18 protein-coding genes are annotated in these 16,915 nt (G+C 69.0%); 15 read left to right on the forward strand and 3 right to left on the reverse strand.

The features are described 5' to 3' along the window. The first annotated feature begins 1 nt into the window (after nucleotide 1). The 5 genes from trbF (at nucleotide 2) to BM066_RS00335 (ending at nucleotide 3,610) form a co-directional block, all read left to right on the forward strand. Nucleotides 2-688 carry a conjugal transfer protein TrbF gene (gene trbF / locus BM066_RS00315; protein ID WP_089923360.1) on the forward strand — a complete coding sequence of 229 codons (687 nt, stop codon included), beginning with the start codon at nucleotides 2-4 and terminating at the stop codon, nucleotides 686-688. After that, on the forward strand, nucleotides 685-1,473 hold the full coding sequence (locus tag BM066_RS00320; protein WP_255367428.1) for a TrbG/VirB9 family P-type conjugative transfer protein: 789 nt from the start codon (nucleotides 685-687) through the stop codon (nucleotides 1,471-1,473). Before trbF ends, BM066_RS00320 begins: the two co-directional genes overlap by 4 nt. Further along, nucleotides 1,470-2,591, forward strand: coding sequence for a TraB/TrbI/VirB10 family type IV secretion system protein (locus tag BM066_RS00325; RefSeq protein ID WP_089923365.1), 1,122 nt, complete (start codon nucleotides 1,470-1,472; stop codon nucleotides 2,589-2,591). The genes BM066_RS00320 and BM066_RS00325 overlap by 4 nt, the downstream gene beginning before the upstream one ends. Continuing rightward, nucleotides 2,588-2,809, forward strand: a complete 222-nt coding sequence (locus BM066_RS00330; protein WP_089923367.1) for a DUF2274 domain-containing protein — start codon at nucleotides 2,588-2,590, stop codon at nucleotides 2,807-2,809. Before BM066_RS00325 ends, BM066_RS00330 begins: the two co-directional genes overlap by 4 nt. Before the next feature lie 168 nt (nucleotides 2,810-2,977). After that, complete coding sequence (locus tag BM066_RS00335) at nucleotides 2,978-3,610, forward strand: LysE family translocator (RefSeq protein ID WP_089923370.1); 633 nt, start codon at nucleotides 2,978-2,980, stop codon at nucleotides 3,608-3,610. A 17-nt stretch (nucleotides 3,611-3,627) separates the two neighbouring features. Here BM066_RS00335 and BM066_RS00340 read toward each other — a convergent pair whose 3' ends face one another. Continuing rightward, nucleotides 3,628-4,098 (reverse strand): cupin domain-containing protein, encoded by a 471-nt coding sequence (locus BM066_RS00340; protein ID WP_177218334.1) that lies wholly within the window; start codon nucleotides 4,096-4,098, stop codon nucleotides 3,628-3,630. A gap of 52 nt (nucleotides 4,099-4,150) precedes the next feature. Further along, nucleotides 4,151-4,489 carry a P-II family nitrogen regulator gene (locus BM066_RS00345; RefSeq protein WP_089923378.1) on the reverse strand — a complete coding sequence of 113 codons (339 nt, stop codon included), beginning with the start codon at nucleotides 4,487-4,489 and terminating at the stop codon, nucleotides 4,151-4,153. Between the two features lie 310 nt (nucleotides 4,490-4,799). Here BM066_RS00345 and BM066_RS00350 point away from each other — a divergent pair, with 310 nt between their 5' ends. The 6 genes from BM066_RS00350 to BM066_RS00375 all read left to right on the forward strand — a co-directional run bounded on the left by BM066_RS00350 (nucleotide 4,800) and on the right by BM066_RS00375 (nucleotide 12,395). Beyond that, on the forward strand, nucleotides 4,800-5,081 hold the full coding sequence (locus BM066_RS00350; protein ID WP_089923381.1) for a hypothetical protein: 282 nt from the start codon (nucleotides 4,800-4,802) through the stop codon (nucleotides 5,079-5,081). 200 nt (nucleotides 5,082-5,281) lie between these two features. Beyond that, nucleotides 5,282-7,342, forward strand: a complete 2,061-nt coding sequence (locus BM066_RS00355) for a carbon starvation CstA family protein (RefSeq protein WP_089923386.1) — start codon at nucleotides 5,282-5,284, stop codon at nucleotides 7,340-7,342. Further along, on the forward strand, nucleotides 7,342-7,557 hold the full coding sequence (locus tag BM066_RS00360) for a YbdD/YjiX family protein (RefSeq protein WP_089923389.1): 216 nt from the start codon (nucleotides 7,342-7,344) through the stop codon (nucleotides 7,555-7,557). The genes BM066_RS00355 and BM066_RS00360 overlap by 1 nt, the downstream gene beginning before the upstream one ends. A 721-nt stretch (nucleotides 7,558-8,278) precedes the next feature. Continuing rightward, complete coding sequence (locus BM066_RS00365; RefSeq protein WP_089923391.1) at nucleotides 8,279-9,025, forward strand: response regulator; 747 nt, start codon at nucleotides 8,279-8,281, stop codon at nucleotides 9,023-9,025. Then, the gene (locus BM066_RS00370) at nucleotides 9,022-9,969 is read left to right on the forward strand and encodes a cytochrome-c peroxidase (protein WP_255367429.1); all 948 of its coding nucleotides are present in this window, start codon (nucleotides 9,022-9,024) and stop codon (nucleotides 9,967-9,969) included. Before BM066_RS00365 ends, BM066_RS00370 begins: the two co-directional genes overlap by 4 nt. Beyond that, complete coding sequence (locus BM066_RS00375; protein ID WP_089923394.1) at nucleotides 9,966-12,395, forward strand: two-component system VirA-like sensor kinase; 2,430 nt, start codon at nucleotides 9,966-9,968, stop codon at nucleotides 12,393-12,395. Before BM066_RS00370 ends, BM066_RS00375 begins: the two co-directional genes overlap by 4 nt. Before the next feature lie 370 nt (nucleotides 12,396-12,765). Here the strand turns inward: BM066_RS00375 and BM066_RS00380 are convergent, their stop codons facing one another. Further along, nucleotides 12,766-13,203, reverse strand: a complete 438-nt coding sequence (locus BM066_RS00380) for a helix-turn-helix domain-containing protein (protein WP_089923397.1) — start codon at nucleotides 13,201-13,203, stop codon at nucleotides 12,766-12,768. Nucleotides 13,204-13,518: 315 nt separating this feature from the next. Here BM066_RS00380 and BM066_RS00385 point away from each other — a divergent pair, with 315 nt between their 5' ends. From BM066_RS00385 to BM066_RS00400, 4 genes are all read left to right on the forward strand, one after another. After that, nucleotides 13,519-13,794, forward strand: a complete 276-nt coding sequence (locus BM066_RS00385) for a DUF1427 family protein (protein WP_089923400.1) — start codon at nucleotides 13,519-13,521, stop codon at nucleotides 13,792-13,794. 101 nt (nucleotides 13,795-13,895) lie between these two features. After that, a complete protein-coding gene (locus BM066_RS00390; protein WP_177218336.1) occupies nucleotides 13,896-15,746 on the forward strand; it encodes an amidohydrolase in 1,851 nt (616 codons plus the stop codon). Between the two features lie 2 nt (nucleotides 15,747-15,748). Next, the gene (locus BM066_RS00395; RefSeq protein ID WP_089923694.1) at nucleotides 15,749-16,177 is read left to right on the forward strand and encodes a DoxX family protein; all 429 of its coding nucleotides are present in this window, start codon (nucleotides 15,749-15,751) and stop codon (nucleotides 16,175-16,177) included. Further along, nucleotides 16,174-16,875 carry a YoaK family protein gene (locus tag BM066_RS00400; protein WP_089923405.1) on the forward strand — a complete coding sequence of 234 codons (702 nt, stop codon included), beginning with the start codon at nucleotides 16,174-16,176 and terminating at the stop codon, nucleotides 16,873-16,875. Before BM066_RS00395 ends, BM066_RS00400 begins: the two co-directional genes overlap by 4 nt. The last annotated feature ends 40 nt before the right edge of the window (nucleotides 16,876-16,915 follow it).

Genomic DNA, 16,915 nt, shown 5'->3' on the forward strand with positions numbered 1-16,915 from the left:
GATGAACCCTTTCAAGGGACCGCCGAAGTATGGCGCGACGCCCGCGCCCGAAACACCCTACCGCCAGGCCGGCCAGGCGTGGGACCGACAGGTGGGCGCCGCGCGCGCCCAGGCTGGGTCGTGGCGCCTGATGGCGATCGGCCTGCTAGCCTTGTCGGGCGGCCTTGGCGGGGGGCTAGTCTGGCTGTCGGCGCAGGGCACGGTCACGCCCTGGATCGTCGAGGTCGATCGCCTCGGCCAGGTCCAGGCCGCGGGCCCGGCGGTGCGCGGTTACGCGCCCACCGACGAGCAGGTCCGGGCCTCATTGCGACGCCTGATCGAGCAGGTGCGGTCGATCTCGAGCGACGCCGTCGTCGTCGGCCAGAATTGGGATCAGGCCTATGACGTCGTCGAAGGCGACGCCGCCCGCTTCGTCACCGAGTTCGCCAACGCCATCGATCTCAAGGGGCAGATCGGCAAGACCCAGGTCAGCGTCGAGGTGACGAGCGTGCTGCGCGCCTCGCCCAAAAGCTTCCGAGCCGCCTGGATCGAGCGCCGTTTCGTCGACGGGCAGCTGCAGGCCACCGAGCGCTGGTCGGCCATCCTGACCGTCGAGCTGCGCCGGCCCAGGACCGATCAGGAGATCCTCGCCAACGGCCTGGGTGTCCACGTCACAGCTATCAACTGGTCTCGGGAGGGCGGAGCATGACGATGCGCTCCTTGATGGTGTCGGCGGCCCTGGCGGCGCTCGATAGCGTGAGCGGGCAGGGCGTCCAGGCCGCGCCCCGTGAGCGTCAACCGCAGGCCGGGGCGCCCGTGGAGTTCAAGTTCGTCCCCGGCGGCCTTTATCCGGTGTTGGCCGCGCCTGGCCGGATCACCGCCATCACCCTGGAGCCGGGCGAGACCCTCAGTCCCACCAACCCGATCGCCGCCGGAGACACCGCCCGCTGGGTGATCGGCGACACGGCCAGCGGCGAGGGGCGCGTTCGGCGCGTCCAAGTGCTGATCAAGCCGACCCTAGGAAGCCTCTCCACCAACCTGGTGATCAACACCAGCCGCCGGACCTATTTCCTGGACGTGCGCGCTTCCGATCGCGCCTATCTCACCGAGGTGCGGTGGCGATACGGCGACGCGGTCCCGTTGGTCGCCGCGCCGCCCGCGCCGCTGGCGCCGGCGCGCGCGGAGGTCAGCGCGGGGCCGCCACGTCTGAACTTCGCCTACCGGATCACCGGATCTCGCGTCCTGCGTCCGGTCCGGGTTTACGACGACGGCGTGCGAACAGTGCTGGAGTTTGGCCCGCGCATCGCGATGGCGGACCTGCCGCCGCTCTACCGGCTGGCCGCGAACGGCAAGTCCGGCGAGCTGGTCAATTACAGCGTCGATGGCCGGACCCTCCGCGTCGACGGCCTTGTCGAGCGGGCCGAGCTGCGTTTGGGCCGCAAGGGCCTGGCCCGCCGCGTACGGATCGAGCGTCTGGCGGAGGCGGGCCAATGAGCGGGCCGGTCGACGACGAGCAAAAGGCGATCGCCGAGCGCTTGAGCCTGCGGGCGCCGGGCCCGGCGGTCACCCGGGTGTCGCGCAAGGCCTTGCTCGTCCTTGGGGGAACGGCCGCCGTGGCGCTGGGCAGCGCGCTGATCTGGTCAACGCGGGCGCCGCCGCGCAAGGCTCCGCCGCCGCCGCCCGCCGCCACACCGCGTCCGCCGGAGAAGATCTCCAGCCTCCCCAAGGACTATCTGCATCGCGACACGCCGCCAGCATTGGGGCCGCCGCTGCCGGGCGACCTCGGACGGCCGATGCTCAGCGCCTCGCGAGCCGCCGCGAGGCCCGAAGCCGACCCGATTTCGGCCTTGCCGGTCGTCGCGCCGCCGCCGGTGGTGGCCTCGCCCGCAGCGCAAGCGCGCTTGGCCGGGCGCGTCAGCGGCCTGTTCCTGACGGTGAGCCAAGCCGATCACGGGGCGGTGGCTGAATTGAGGTCCGACGCCTCGCCGACGGCCGGCGCCGATCCGCGCACCACCAGTCCCGAGCGGCTCCAGGCCCCGGCCTCGCCTTACCTGCTCCAGGCCGGGGCCATCATTCCCGCCGCCTTGATCACCGGTTTGCGCTCGGATGCGCCCGGCGTGGCGATCGCCCAAGTGACCCAGGACGTGCACGACAGTCTGGGCGGCGGCCACCTGCTGATCCCCGCCGGGGCCAAGCTGATCGGCGAGTACGCCACGACGACGATCGCCGGCCAGAGCCGCCTGGGCGTGGCCTGGACTCGGCTTATCCTACCCAGCGGGGCGTCCATCATCCTCGATAAGCTCCCGGCGGCCGACTCCCAGGGCATGGCCGGTCTCGAGGATGGCGTCGACCGCCATTGGGGCCAGGTGTTCGCCGCGGCCGGGCTCAGCACCGTCCTGGCGATCGGGGCAGAGACCGGCGCGGACGGCGATAGCGAGCTTATCCGGGCCCTACGGCGCGGATCGAGCCAGGCGGTCAGCGACGTGGGTCAGCAGGCGGTCGGACGTAGTCTCGCCCTGGCCCCGACCCTGACCATCCGACCGGGCGCGCCCCTTCGGGTCCTCCTGACCCGAGACCTCGTTCTTGAACCCTATGCGGGAGGCCGCCAATGAACCGGCTCAAAATCACCGGCATCGAGGACGATACCCCGGTGAAAGTCACCTCGGAGGTGCCGGCCGCCGTGCACCGCGACCTGATTGACTACGGCAAGGCGATGGGCGAGGGCGGCGGCAAGGTGGTCGAGCCCGCCAAGCTCTTGCCCGAGATGGCGCGTCTGTTCATGGCTTCCGACCGTGGGTTCGTGCGGGGTCGCAAATCGCGCCGACCCTGAAACGGTGGGGTGAGATCGGCGATCGTGCCCGGCTACGCCTGTAACCGAATGACCGCCCGGCGAAGCGCCAATGTAAGACGCTGCTTCCATCTTCCCGGACCGGCAAGAGGGCCGGGGAGGCCACGACCCTGAGCCTCGCCGCCCTCGATCCATGACGGGACGAGAGCGATGATGGACCCACACGTGCTGGCGGCCTTCGCCGGCGTGGCCTTGGTGCTGACGATGGCGCCGGGCCTGGACACGGCCATGGTGCTGCGCACCTCCGCCGCGGAGAGCACCCGCAACGGCGTGATGGCCGCCTTTGGGATCGGCGCGGGCTGCCTGCTCTGGGGTTTTGCCGTCGCCCTGGGTCTTGGCGCGCTCCTGGCCACCGCGCCCATGGCCTTCGTGGCCCTTAAGTGGGCTGGGGCGATCTATCTCGTCTGGCTTGGCCTGAAGCTGCTGATCAAGCCACGCGGGTCGGGCGGTGATCCGCTTCCGGCTCGCGCCGCGCCTGAGGTTTCGCAATGGGCCGCTTTTCGGCGAGGCTTCACCACCAACATCCTCAATCCGAAGGTCGGGGTTTTCTACATCACCCTGCTGCCACAGTTCCTCCCCGCTAACGCCACGGGCGTGGCGCCGGCCCTGCTGCTAGCCGGCATCCACGTCGCCCTGGCCGTCACCTGGTTCACAATCCTCGCCGGCGGCGCGGCCGTGGTCCGGAAGATCCTGCAACGTCCGCCGGTGGCGCGCGGCCTCGACCTGGCGACCGGCTGCGTCTTCGTCGGCTTCGGCGCCAGCCTGGTCTTGGCCAGTCATTAGGCGGGCGCCCCGAGGCCTCACGGATCGACGCGCAGGACGGTGTTGGCCGCGGCTGGCGGCGTCAGGTCGATGACCAGAAGCTCTACGGCTTGGGCCTCATGATTGCGCGCGGCGTGCCATTGGTCGATGTCTTCGGCGATGGCCTCACCGGCCTTGAAAACCCGCGCGCGGCCCGTTTCGAGATTGGTCACCGACAGTCTGCCGGACAGGACATAGCCGATGCGGACAAACGGGTGCTTGTGGGCCGGGAGCGCGGCGTGGGCGGCGATATGGTATCGCGCCACCGTCACTTCCAACGGACCTGGCGGCAGGACGATCGAGCCGCCCGAGGTGGTTGTCGCGCTGCGCATTAGCGTCTCGACCTTGACCCCCGAGGGGGCGGCGTCGGGCGCGGCCATGCTGGGCGCGGCGACCAAGGCAACGGCGATCGCCGAGCGCGCGCCGAGACGAAGGGCGGCCCAGAAGGCCTGGAAACGGCGACTTGCCATGCGGATCTCCATGATGCGGGGGGCGCCCGAGGCGGGCGCGCCAGGGGATGTTTCAGAGGGCGGCCAAGCCTGTTTCGCCGGTGCGGATACGCACGGCCGACTGGACGTCCAGGACAAAGATCTTGCCGTCGCCGATCCGGCCGGTGGCCGCCGCGTCCTGCACCGCGGCCAGCGCGCCCTTGAGGGCCGAGGCGGGGACCACGGCCTCGATCTTGATTTTCGGGATCAGCGCGACTTCGTACTCCGCGCCGCGATAGATTTCGGTCTTCCCCATCTGGCGGCCGCACCCGCGGACCTCGGCGATCGTCAGGCCCTCCGCGCCGGCCATGACCAAGGCTTCGCGCACAGCGTCCAGCTTGAAGGGTTTGACGTAGGCGACGATCATTTTCATGGGCGTGTCGCGGCCCAAGACCGCGCTCCTGTTCCAAGACGCTGGCGTGGCCGGGCGCCGGCGTGGCGCGACCACGGTCAAGCGGTAGGGAAGGGGCGATACGGCTCGGTTTCGTCACCGCGCGTTTCGACTACGACCGTAACCGAGCCGGCCGCCGACAGGATTGGCGACAACGGCTGTAGCCAATCGGCGCCCCGTTGATTGCGCCTGTAACCCAGACGCCCGCCCAGGACGGCGACGAGCGTCTAAGGGACGAGTCCCACAACCTTCGCCGCCCAAACCGTGGCGGATCGTCTCTCCAGGAGCTCCCATGTATCGTTTCGCCAAGCGCGCCCTGATCAGCGCATGTCTCGTGGCCGCCATCGCCGCGCCGCTGTCCGGCATGGCGGCGACCTCCGTTGTCCGCGACGCGCGGCAGAACACCTGCAAGCTGGTGAGCGCGCCGTTCGCCGCCCACAAGACGCCCTATCGCACGAGCCAGTATGTTTGCGGCGGCGTGACCTACGCCGTGTCCGATCCGCGCCTGTCCCAAGCCGTGGTCGATGCGCGGGTCCAGGCCGACGGCCGCCCTGGCCGCCTGGTCGCGCGCTGAGGCGACCGCGCCGGGCCTGGAGCCAGGTCCGGCGCTCGCGCGGTTCCTCCGTCGCTAATGTGACGCCGCGCGGAATCGTGATCGAGTGCCTCAGAGCCTCGGCCGTTCGGCCGAAGGCGACAGGATCAGGTCGCGGGCGGCCGCCCGCGGCGCCGGCGATCGGTCCGCTCCGGCGGCCCGACAAAACAGAAGAACCAGCCATGACCAAGTTGCTTCGCAGCCACGCGCCTTGGATGGCGCTCGCCCTTGTCGGCGCGCTCGCCCTGGGGGTTCTCGCCACCGCGCGCGGCGAGCACGTCAATGCGCTGTGGGTGGTGGCCGCGGCTCTGTCGGTCCACCTCGTGGCCTATCGCTACTACAGTCGCTACATCGCCAGCTCGGTGATGCGGCTCGAGGCCGGACGGGCCACGCCGGCGGTACGGCGTAACGATGGCCTGGATTTCGTGCCGACCGACCGACGGGTGCTGTTTGGTCACCATTTCGCGGCGATCGCGGGGGCCGGTCCCCTGGTCGGTCCGGTGCTGGCGGCCCAGATGGGCTACCTGCCGGGCGTGCTGTGGATTCTGGCGGGGGTGGTGCTGGCCGGGGCGGTGCAGGATTTCATGATCCTGTTCATCTCGATGCGCCGCGACGGGCGCTCGCTGGGCGAGCTGATCCGCGCTGAAATGGGGATTATCCCCGGCATGGTGGCTCTGCTGGGAGCCTTCATGATCATGATCATCATCCTGGCGGTGCTGTCGCTGATCGTGGTCAAGGCGCTGGTCGCCAGCCCCTGGGGCGCCTTCACCGTAGGGGTGACGATCCCGATCGCGCTCTTCATGGGGATCTACACCCGCTTCTTGCGGCCGGCCCGGATTGGTGAGGTTTCGCTGATCGGCTTCGTCCTGTTGATGGCGGCCATTGTCTTTGGTCAGTCGGTCGCCCATTCGCCGCTGCTGGCGCCGCTGTTCACCCTGACCGCGACGCAGCTCTGCTTCGTGCTGATCGGCTACGGCGCTGTCGCCTCGGTCTTGCCGGTGTGGCTGCTGCTGGCGCCGCGCGACTATCTCTCGACCTTCCTGAAGATCGGCGCGATCGGCGCCCTGGCGATCGGCATCGTGGTCATGGGGCCGGACCTGAGGATGCCCGCCCTGACCCGGTTCATCGATGGCTCCGGCCCGGTGTGGTCGGGACCCCTCTTCCCGTTTCTGTTCATCACCATCGCCTGCGGCGCGGTCTCCGGCTTCCACGCCTTGATCGCCTCGGGCACGACGCCCAAGCTGATCGCCAAGGAAACGGACGCGCCCCTGATCGGCTATGGGGCGATGCTGGTGGAGTCGTTCGTGGCGATCATGGCCCTGGTGTCGGCCTCCATCATCGACCCGGGCGTTTACTTCACCATGAACAGTCCGCCGGCCGTGGTCGGGACGACCGCGCAAAGCGCATCGTCAGCCGTCGGGGGGATGGGGTTCCCGATCGCGGCCGCGACCATCAGTCAGACCGCCCAGGACGTCGGGGAAACGACGATCATCTCGCGGGCTGGTGGCGCGCCGACCCTGGCCGTGGGGATGGCCCAGATCTTCTCCCACGTGGTCGGCGGCAAAGCGATGATGGCCTTCTGGTACCACTTCGCCATCCTGTTCGAGGCGCTGTTCATTCTGACCGCCGTTGACGCCGGCACGCGGGCCGGACGGTTCATGCTCCAGGACCTTCTGGGGACCTTTATCCCGAGATTCCGCGACACCTCGGCCCTGGGCCCCAGCCTGATCGCGTCGGGCCTGTGCGTCGCGGCCTGGGGCTATTTCCTCTACCAGGGCGTCACCGACCCGCTCGGCGGCATCAACACGCTGTGGCCCCTGTTTGGCATCTCCAACCAGATGCTGGCGGCCGTGGCGTTGATCCTGGGAACCGTGGTCATCTTTAAGATGAAGCGCCAGCGCCACGCCTGGGTGACGATCGCGCCGGCGGCTTGGCTGATCGCGTGCACCCTGACGGCGGGGGCGATGAAACTGTTCTCACCGCTGCCGACCGTGGGTTTCCTGGCGCACGCCCGCGTCTATTCGGCGGCGATCGCCGAGGCCAAAGTGCTGGCGCCGGCCAAGTCGATGGCCAACATGCGTCAGATCGTGCTCAACGACCGGATCAACGCGGTGCTCTGCTCGATCTTCATCCTCGTGGTCGCGTGTATCCTGCTCTATGGCGTGCGCGCCTGCCTGGCCGCCCTGCGTCGGCCCGATTGGACGGCCCAGGAAACGCCGGACCCGCTGGCGGCGGCCGAGTGATGGCGGCGGTCTGGAAAGAGCGCCTGATGTCGGCCGGCCGCTGCCTGTGCGACAGCGCCCGGCTTATGGTCGGGGTGCCCAACTACGACGTCTATGTCGCGCACGTGGCCATGACCCATCCGGGCCAGGCGCCGATGAGCTATGAGGCGTTCTTTCGCGATCGCCAGCAAGCCCGCTACGGTGGGGGCGGCAAGGGCGGCTTTCGCTGCTGCTGAGGCAGGAGCGGCCTGCGCGGCGGGTCGCGCCGACGATCGCAACAGCGGTAACCGAAGCGGTCGGCTTGATGACGGCTGTAACCACTAGGGCCGGTTTAAGGCCAGGCGCATGAACTAAGACCAAGCCTCCAGGCCGCCCGTCGCAAGGACGCAAAGCGGCGATGTTCGGAGCGCCGATGTCTCGTCGATGTGGTTCCCTGCCGACCTTCTTGGCGGTGATCGTGGGCGTGGTCGCCCTGCCTTTGACCGCGGCCGAACGGCTTGCCGATGGCCACGCGGCTCCAGCCTGTAAGACGCAGGATCGGCTCGCGGCGCCGCCGCGGCGTCCTGCGAAAGGCGCCGTGACCTGCGCCGTTGCGGATCGGGCCAAGCCCGTCCAGCCAAGCCCCGCGCCGCAAACCGAGGGGCGTCCGGGGCCGTCGCACAAGGCCTGGTTCGATGACTATCGCGTCAGGGGCGCCGGGCTGATCGAGCGGTAGCCCCAAGTCTTTCCAGACCTTACCGAAATTTACGCGCCCGACCGCAGGCGCCGCGCTAAGCCCTGTCCCTGGCCACCGCAAACGCCACGCCAACAGGCCGTGAGGAAGCCGGGGGCCGGGCGCGCCAAGCCTTCCGCTACGGAGCGGTGTCGGCCCATCGCCCAGCCGGAGGAGCCGACGCCATCGCCACCGCGCCGCCGCCAGGCGCCGGTGACATCACCCGACCGCCGCGAGGACCCGCCATGTCGACGACCTTTCCAGCACCCAGCGTGGTCGCTGCTCCGGCGAAGATCCTGATCGTCGACGACGATCGCGCGATGCAGGCGATGCTGAGCGAGTACTTCGCCAACAACGGCATGAAGCCATCGGTGGCCGCCAATCGCGCGGAGATGATCGATCGGCTGCGCGCCGAGCCGCACGCCGTCATCCTCGATCTGAAGCTGGGCGAGGACGATGGTCTGGATCTCCTGCGCCTGATCCGCACGCAGTCGGACGTGCCCGTGATCATCACCACCGGTCACCGCCGCGAAGAGATCGATCGTGTCGTGGGCCTGGAACTGGGAGCGGACGACTATGTCACCAAGCCCTTCAGCCCCCGCGAGCTCCTGGCCAGAGTCCGGGCGATCCTCAGGCGCGGCGGCGCGGGCGTGGACCTCAAAAGGGCGAGAGGCCGCAATCGGATTCGGTTCGGCGCGTGGGAATTGGACCGGGGCGGTCACACCGTCCGCCGGGGCGATGAAGAGCCCATCCTCCTAACCAAGGGCGAATACGGTCTGCTGCTGGCCTTTCTCGAGGCCCCCAACCGACCGCTCTCGCGCGAACATCTGCTGCGCGCCACGCGGGTTCATGACGACGTCTTCGATCGCTCGATCGACGTCCAGATCCTGCGGCTGCGCCGCAAGCTTGAATCCGATCCCAGCGATCCGCGACTGATCGAGACGATCCGTGGCGTCGGCTATGTATTCCGATCCGTTGTCGAGGCGCCATGAAGGGGATGATCGCCCTGGGCGCGTTGGCCATGGCCGCCGCGGTCGCCGCGGACGCCTGGCCGCGTGACGATGCGGAAACGATGGTCCGGCACGAGACTGGACAGGCCTTCAGGCCGGTCGCGACCAAGGTCCTGTCCAGGCGCGAGGCCGCCCAGGCGAGGTTGGGGGAGGCGCTCTTCGCCGATCCGAGACTGTCGGGGAAGGGGACGCGCGCTTGCGTTAGCTGCCATGATCTGGCGACAAACGGGGCGAGCGCGCGCGCCAACGATCTGGCGCCGGACGGACGGGCGCTCGCCTTCAACACCCCAACCGTGTTCAACGCCGCCACGAGCTTTCGTCTGAACTGGGAAGGGCGCTTTCGCAGTCTCGAGACCCAGGCGCGACGCTCGATCGAGAACCCGGCCATCATGGGGGGCGACCCTGGCGTGGTCGCCAGCCGGCTAGGCGCCGATCCAGCCATCAGGAGCCAGTTCGTCGCCGCGTTCGGGCGCGATCCCAACGCCGAGGACGTGGCCGCGGCCCTGGCCCGTTTCGAGACGACGCTGATCACCCCGGACGCGCGTTTTGACCGCTACCTGCGCGGTGACACCGCCGCCCTGGAACCCCAGGCGTTACGCGGCTACCGCCTCTTCCAGTCGGCGGGATGCTCGTCCTGCCACCAGGGCGTCAATATCGGCGGCAACCTCTTCCAACGCAGCGGCGTCTTTCACACCCTGACCGACCCGCGCGCGCCGATCATGCGGGTGCCGTCCCTGCGCAATGTCGAAACGACGGCGCCCTACTTCCACGACGGCAGCGCCAGGACCCTCGAGGACGCCATCCGGGCCATGGGGCGAAGCCAACTCAATCGCGTGCTGACCCCCGCCCAGGTCGACGATATCGCCGCCTTTCTGCGCAGTCTCACCGGCCAGTATCGCGGCCGGAGCGTCAGGGCGCGGGAATGAAGCGGACCTTTCCCCCTGTCCTGGCCCTGTTCGTCATCCTCGTGCTGACGGCGTTGCTGCGCAACGGCATGCAGCCGGGGCCCGGGGAGGTCGACACCATGCAGCGGGCGCTCGATCGTTTCGAGAACGCCCAGCACATGCTTCGGCGCGACGTGATCAGCGTTCGCGCTGGTCTCCTGCGGTCGTACGATCCGATCGTCGAGGACGTCGATGCGCTCTATGCCGCCCTCGCGCCGCTGGACCGCATGGCCCAGACGCCGGCGAACAAAGCGCTGATCGAGGATCTGCAGGCTTCGGCCCGCCGCCAGGAGGCGCTGACGGAGGCGCTGAAGAGCGACAGCGCCCTGTTGCAGAACAGCCTGGCCTATTTCAGCACGCTCAGCGCCAGCGACGACCTCTTCGATCAGGCCAATGTCGAGGCGGGACGGTTGACCGGCGCGATGCTGCGCCTGACCCTCAACACCTCTTCCGACACCCAGGCGCTCGTTGACCGGCGCATCGCCGACTTCGCCGCGGGGCCGGGGCGGTCGGGACGGGACCGTGAGGCGCGGGCGGTGCTGCTCAGCCATGCCAGATTGCTGCGCCAATTGCTCCCGGAGACCGACGCGCGCCTGACCGCGCTCTTGGCCGAGGACGACGTCGCCGCCCGCGCCCAGCTCAGGGCGTGGATCAGTCACGAACGGGTCCGCGCTGAGACGCGGGCGCAGCGCTATCGAAACGCCCTCTACGCCACCGCGGTGCTGTTGACGGTCGTCCTCGCGGGCCTGGGTGTCAGGCTCGCGGTCCACATGGCCAATCTCAAGCGTCGAGGCGCGTTCGAGCGAGGCCTTGCCGAGATGTCGGCGGAGATCGTCGCGGCCCGCCCCGAAGAGGTCAAGGCGCGCTTCGATAGCGGTCTGGCCCGGCTTGCGCTCCATGCGCAGGCCGATGCGGCCTTCCTGTTCGGGGAGGGGGACTACGGCTGCGCCCGGATCTGGCCCAGGCCCTATCAGGGCGCGGATCCTGACTGGGCGCCCGCCGCTCGCGCCTTGGCCGGCCTGGCCCAGCGCCGGGCCGACGGCGTCTTTCGCGGCGCCGCGACCTGGCCCTGGCCGGAGGGACAGGACGCCGCGCCCCGGCGGGCTAATATCGTGGCCATGGTCCTGGTCAACGAGCACGGGGATCACTGTGTCCTTGGCTTCGCCCGGTTCGAGGGACGCGTCCAGATCCGCGACGCCGACTTGGGGGTCATGCGTCTGGCGCTCGATGTGCTCGCTGGCGGGGTGCGGCGCTCACGCATGGAGCAGCAGCGTTCGGCGCTCGAGGTGCGTCTGCAGCAGGCAGGCCGCACCGAGGCCATCGGCACGTTCGCCGGCGGGATCGCGCACAACTTCAACAACATCCTGAGCGCGATAGCGGGATATGTGGAGATGGCCTCGGCGATCCCGAAAACACCGCGCGCCGTGACGCGCTATGTCGAGCAGATCGGCGTCGCGGTCGGGCGCGCGCGCCGGCTCGTCGACCTAATCCTGCTCTACGGCGCGCGCTCGAGCCCCGTTCGCCAGCGCGTGGATCTTCGGGCCTTGCTCGGCGAAAGCGTCTCTTTGCTCAGCGCCGCCCACGGTCAGACGGCGACCTTCGCGATCGAGGCTGGCGAGGAGGACTACCGAGTGCTGGGGGATCCGTCTCGCCTGCAGCAGATCATCTTGAATCTGGCGTCAAACGCGGTGCAGGCGATGGGCGGCAATGGGCAAGTGGCGCTGACGCTTGGCCGACGCGTGAACCGAGCGCCCGTTGAGAAGACCAGCGGGGTTCTGCTGGCCGGCGACTATGTGGTGCTTTCCGTCGTGGATCACGGCGTGGGCATGTCGGCCGCCACGCGGTCGCGGATCTTCGAGCCGTTCTTCACGACGCGCCCCGAAGGCAATGGACTGGGCCTGGCGACGACGGCCGAGACCGCCCGCGAATTGGGGGGCGCGGTCAATGTTCGTTCGGTGCTCGGGAGCGGTTCGACCTTCGAGGTCTGGCTGCCCGCCGGCGGGCAGGCGCCGGTGGGCGCGGTATCGGCGCCGGGGCGCGGCGAGACGGTCCTGCTGCTGTCGGACAGCGAGAGCCTGTGTCAGGACGAGGAGCGGATCGCCGCGCTCGGCTACGAGCCGGTGGGCTTCGTCGAGATCGAGCGCGCCATCGCCGCCTTGCGCGCCTGGCCGCAGCGCTTCGACGCCATGGTGGCGCGCACCAACCGGGCCGAGTGCGCGATCGCGCTGCGCCAGGCCGCGCCGGCGCTGGGGCTCATCCTGCTCTCGGACACGCGCCTGCGCGCCAACGCGCCTCTGCGGACCCTAGCGGCGTCCTTGCCCAATAGCCGGCTGCTGTCGGGATCGCTGACGGCCACGGACTTGGCTGAGGTCATCGCTCAGGCCCCGACGGCGACGGGCGGCGTATGAGGTTGTCGATGCATGAGAGACAGGCCGCGCCGGCATGAAAAATGGCGGCGGGCTTGCAGTCCCGCCGCCGTCTCGGCAACGCCTCGAGGGGTCCAGGTTCCAGCGTCGAACGCGTAGATCGGGGGGAATACGCGTCCTTTGCCAAGAAGCCCGAGGCCGCACGCTCGCGATGCGGCCTCTAAGTTACGCCTGGCCTACGGGGGGAGGGCCAGGCTGGGCGAACGCTTCGACCTTTGGGGGCAAGCCGCGCGGAGCGGCAAGGGGTCGGCGTTTCTTCTGGTTATCTTTCGGCTGCGCGGCCCTGGCGGGCAACGCGGGGATGATTTCAGCGGTAACGTCCCGCGTACTGAGCCATGTCGATCGTAGTGCGCTAGCACGACCCCATGACTTCGACCTGATGGCCAAGCGCCGCCATCCGCCGCCACTTGGACGGCGTCGAGCCGGTGACGTCGCCGAAGGTGCGCGTGAAGTGCGCCTGGTCGGTGAAGCCGCAGGCCAGCGCTATCTGGCAGAGGCTCGAGGATGTCTTGGTCATCATCGCCTGAGCGTGCTCGATCCGGCGACGGGCCACGAACCGGGAGAAGGTCAGGCCGAACGACTGTCTGAACCGGCGGGAGAAATAGCCGGGGCTGAGCTTGGCGTGCGCGGCGGCGCCGCGGATTGACAACCGGCCGGCCAGGTCGCCGTCGATGTAGTCGCGCACGCGTCGCGCCTGCCAGGGCAGGAGGCCCTCCCATTGGGACGGGGCGGCGGGGATGAGGGCCATGACGTTCGCGCCAGGGCCGGCGGTGAGTTCGATCTGCGCCATGCGCTGTCTCCACTGGCTAAGGTGTTCGCCAATGAGACTAGGCGCAGATGCGCGAGCCGACGCGTAAAGCTCAGTAAAGGGTCGTCAAGCGTGGGACTAGGGTGGTCTGGTTCCCGCGTTTTGAAGCTTGATGCTTCGAAAATGCTCGACTTTTCTTTCAGTCACCGCCGGGTGGGTGAGGCACGCGAACAACCAATCCATTCAAGCTGCGGGGGCGTCGGCGAGCGAAGTCTAACGTCTATCGACGCGTGGCCGTCACGCCACGACTGGCCATGCCCTCGTAAGCGCGCGGGGGACGCACATAAGGAGACCGCCATGAAGCCCTACCTGCTCTCGCTCGGCGCCGGGCTCCTCGTGGGCGTGATCTACGCTTTGCTGGGGGTGCGCTCGCCCGCGCCGCCCGCCATCGCCCTGCTGGGCCTGATGGGCATGCTGCTGGGCGAGCAGGCGGTCCCAATCGCCAAGCGCCTGATGACCAGGGCGCCGGTCGTGGCCTACCTGAAGACACCCGAATGCGCCGGCCAGGTCCTGGGATCGCAAGCCGTCGCCGGCGATGGTCCCGAGCCCAAGTCGCCAAGTGATCAGGCATGAACCCGCTCGACCGCCTCCCGCCAAATCGCCGCCAAGCCGTCGCCCTCGGCGCGGCCTTCCTGTCCAGTTCCGCTTTCGCCCAGCCCCGGAGGGCTAGCCCCATGACCGACCTGCTCCTCGTCAACGGCAAGTTCACGACCCTCGATCGTGGCAACCCGCGCGCCGACGCGGCGCTGGTCCGCGACGGCAAGTTCGCCGCCGTCGGCGAAGAAGGCGAGGTCCGCGCCGCCGCGGGCCCGAACCCGACGATCATCGACCTGAAGGGGCGCCGGGTGATCCCGGGCCTGATCGACAGCCACATGCACATCATCCGTGGTGGGCTGAACTACAACATGGAGCTGCGCTGGGACGGCGTGCCGACCCTGGCCGACGCCATGGCCATGCTGAAGAAGCAGGCCGCCAACACCCCGCCGCCGCAATGGGTGCGCGTCGTGGGCGGTTTCACCGAGCACCAGTTCGTCGAGAAGCGCCTGCCGACCCTGGACGAGATCAACGCCGCCGCGCCCGAGACGCCGGTGTTCATCCTCCACCTCTACGACCGCGCCCTCCTGAACCGCGCCGCCCTGCGCGCGGTCGGCTATACCAAGGACACGCCCAACCCGCCGGGCGGCGAGATCCAGCGCGACGCCTCGGGCGAGCCCACCGGCCTGCTGCTGGCTCAACCGAACGCCACCATCCTCTACGCCACCCTGGCCAAGGGCCCGAAGCTGCCGGAGGAGTACCAGCTGAACTCCACGCGCCACTTCATGCGCGAGATGAACCGCCTGGGCGTGACCGGCGTGATCGACGCCGGCGGCGGCTTCCAGAACTATCCCGACGACTACGAGATCATCGAGAAGCTGCACATCGACGACCAGCTGACCCTGCGCATCAGCTACAACCTCTTCACCCAGAAGCCGAAGGCCGAGCTGTCGGACTTCCAGTCGTGGTCCAAGCAGGTCAAGCCCGGCCAGGGGGACGACAAGTACCGCCACAACGGCGCGGGCGAGATGCTGGTCTATAGCGCCGCCGATTTCGAGGACTTCCGGGTCGCGCGGCCCGAGATGCCGCCGAACATGGAAACCGACCTGGAGCCGGTGATCCGTCACCTGGCCGAGCAGCGCTGGCCCTGGCGGCTGCACGCCACCTACGACCAGACCATCGACCGGGCGCTGGACGTCTTCGAGAAGGTCAACAAGGACGTCCGCTTCGACGGTCTGCACTGGTTCTTCGACCACGCCGAGACCATCAGCGAGCGCAACATCGACCGCATCGCGGCTCTGGGCGGCGGCATCGCCGTGCAGCACCGCATGGCCTATCAGGGCGAATATTTCATCGAGCGTTATGGCGCCAAGGCCGCCGAGCGCACCCCGCCGATCGACAAGATGCTGAAGGCCGGCGTGCCCGTCGGCGCGGGCACGGATGCCACCCGCGTGGCCAGCTACAATCCGTGGGTCTCGCTGAACTGGCTGGTGACCGGCAAGACGGTGGGCGGCACGCGCCTCTATCCGCCGGCCAATCGCGTCGACCGCGAGGAAGCCCTGCGCCTGTGGACCACCGCCAACACCTGGTTCTCGAACGAGGAAGGCAAGAAGGGCCAGATCGCCGTCGGCCAGCTGGCGGACCTGGCCGTGCTCAGCGACGACTACATGACCGTGCCCGAGGACGAGATCCCGCACCTGTCGGCCGTGCTGACCCTGCTGGGCGGCAAGGTCGTCCATGGCGAAGGCGACTTTAGCAAGCTCGCGCCCGTCCTGCCCCCGCCGATGCCCGACTGGTCGCCGGTGCGCACCTTCGGCGGCTATCAGAACCGCTCGAAGCGCACGGCGCTCGCGATGGCCAGCGCCTGCGGCTGCGCCAGCAGCTGCAACGTCCACGGCCAGGACCACGCCTCGGCCTATACCCGCGAGGCCCCAACCAGCGATGCGCGCTCCTTCTGGGGCGCCATGGGCTGCGGTTGCTGGGCGGTCTGATCATGACCCCCTCGACCCAGACCCCGCGCTTCGTCGACGCCATCCTCGACTGGCGGCCCACGGCGCACATCGCCCGCCTGGCCCTGGTCAGCGCCTATCTGCTGGGCGCGGCCGTCAAGGCCAGCGACTTTCCCGGCGCCGTGGCCGAGCAGGCCCACTTCGGCATGAGCCCGCCGGCCTTCTGGGCCGCGCTGACCATCGCCGTGGAGATCGTCGGACCAGTATTGATCCTGACCCGTCGCTGGCTGTGGCTGGGCGCGGGTATGCTGGGCGTCTTCACCCTGCTGGCGGCCATCAAGGCCAACGCCTTTTGGGCGATGGCGGCGGGTCATGACCGCTTCATGGCCATGAACGCCTTCGTCGAGCACATCGGGCTGATCGGCGGCTTTGTTCTAGTCGCCCTGCTCGATCGCAAGGCGCGCGCCGCATGAGCCCTCATCCGACCTGGTTGACGGTCGCGACCAGCGTCCTTCTGGCCCTGGTCGGCGGCTATGTCGACGTGGTCGGCTTTGTCCTGCTGTTTGGCCTGTTCGTGAATCACGCCACCGGCAACCTCGTCATGCTGGGCGTGTCGCTCGCCGGCGAAGGACAGGGATTGGCCCTGAAGCTCCTGTCGCTTCCAACCTTCATCATCGCGGCGGGTGTTACCTACGCCTGCGTCCGCCGCCGCCACGATCGGGGGCAGGGGAGTGAGGCGCTCATTCTGCTGCTGCAGGCCGCGATGCTGGTGGTGTTCGCGCGACTCCTAAACAACGCACTGCCCGCCGCCCGGCCCGACGATGCGGCCGTGATCCTGGCCGGGCTGGCTGGCGTAAGCGCCATGGCGATCCAGAATGTCGGCGCGCGCGCGGTATTCACCCAGATGGCGCCCACCACGATCATGACCGGCAATGTCACGCAGATCGCCATCGATCTCGTTGACCTGCTGAGGTCTCGAAAGGCGATCGAGCGCAATCTGATCGGTCGCCTGATCAAGACTTGGCCCCCGGTCGCGGGCTTTGCGGCGGGCGCGGTCGCCGGAGCCTTCGGCGTCGTCAGGGCTGGGGCATACAGCCTCCTTCCCGCCGCCGCGATCGTCGCGGTGCTGGGCGGCCTCTATGCCAGCGCCCCGCGCGCCGCGCGCGCCTGAACGCGCTTGGCGGGCGCGACGTCGGATGCGCGACGGCGAT

It is taken from the genome of Caulobacter sp. UNC279MFTsu5.1, assembly GCF_900114015.1.
Taxonomy (GTDB): domain Bacteria; phylum Pseudomonadota; class Alphaproteobacteria; order Caulobacterales; family Caulobacteraceae; genus Caulobacter.

Excerpts from the sequence above, each read along its gene's own strand:
- BM066_RS00400 (WP_089923405.1), top strand. The coding sequence starts at position 16,174 with ATGAGCCCTCATCCGACCTGGTTGACGGTCGCGACCAGCGTCCTTCTG.
- BM066_RS00385 (WP_089923400.1), top strand. The coding sequence starts at position 13,519 with ATGAAGCCCTACCTGCTCTCGCTCGGCGCCGGGCTCCTCGTGGGCGTG.
- BM066_RS00395 (WP_089923694.1), top strand. The coding sequence starts at position 15,749 with ATGACCCCCTCGACCCAGACCCCGCGCTTCGTCGACGCCATCCTCGAC.
- BM066_RS00390 (WP_177218336.1), top strand. The coding sequence starts at position 13,896 with ATGACCGACCTGCTCCTCGTCAACGGCAAGTTCACGACCCTCGATCGT.
- BM066_RS00340 (WP_177218334.1), bottom strand. The coding sequence starts at position 4,098 with ATGGCAAGTCGCCGTTTCCAGGCCTTCTGGGCCGCCCTTCGTCTCGGC.
- BM066_RS00380 (WP_089923397.1), bottom strand. The coding sequence starts at position 13,203 with ATGGCGCAGATCGAACTCACCGCCGGCCCTGGCGCGAACGTCATGGCC.
- BM066_RS00320 (WP_255367428.1), top strand. The coding sequence starts at position 685 with ATGACGATGCGCTCCTTGATGGTGTCGGCGGCCCTGGCGGCGCTCGAT.
- BM066_RS00355 (WP_089923386.1), top strand. The coding sequence starts at position 5,282 with ATGACCAAGTTGCTTCGCAGCCACGCGCCTTGGATGGCGCTCGCCCTT.
- trbF (WP_089923360.1), top strand. The coding sequence starts at position 2 with ATGAACCCTTTCAAGGGACCGCCGAAGTATGGCGCGACGCCCGCGCCC.
- BM066_RS00330 (WP_089923367.1), top strand. The coding sequence starts at position 2,588 with ATGAACCGGCTCAAAATCACCGGCATCGAGGACGATACCCCGGTGAAA.
- BM066_RS00345 (WP_089923378.1), bottom strand. The coding sequence starts at position 4,489 with ATGAAAATGATCGTCGCCTACGTCAAACCCTTCAAGCTGGACGCTGTG.
- BM066_RS00375 (WP_089923394.1), top strand. The coding sequence starts at position 9,966 with ATGAAGCGGACCTTTCCCCCTGTCCTGGCCCTGTTCGTCATCCTCGTG.
- BM066_RS00335 (WP_089923370.1), top strand. The coding sequence starts at position 2,978 with ATGATGGACCCACACGTGCTGGCGGCCTTCGCCGGCGTGGCCTTGGTG.
- BM066_RS00350 (WP_089923381.1), top strand. The coding sequence starts at position 4,800 with ATGTATCGTTTCGCCAAGCGCGCCCTGATCAGCGCATGTCTCGTGGCC.
- BM066_RS00365 (WP_089923391.1), top strand. The coding sequence starts at position 8,279 with ATGTCGACGACCTTTCCAGCACCCAGCGTGGTCGCTGCTCCGGCGAAG.
- BM066_RS00360 (WP_089923389.1), top strand. The coding sequence starts at position 7,342 with ATGGCGGCGGTCTGGAAAGAGCGCCTGATGTCGGCCGGCCGCTGCCTG.
- BM066_RS00325 (WP_089923365.1), top strand. The coding sequence starts at position 1,470 with ATGAGCGGGCCGGTCGACGACGAGCAAAAGGCGATCGCCGAGCGCTTG.
- BM066_RS00370 (WP_255367429.1), top strand. The coding sequence starts at position 9,022 with ATGAAGGGGATGATCGCCCTGGGCGCGTTGGCCATGGCCGCCGCGGTC.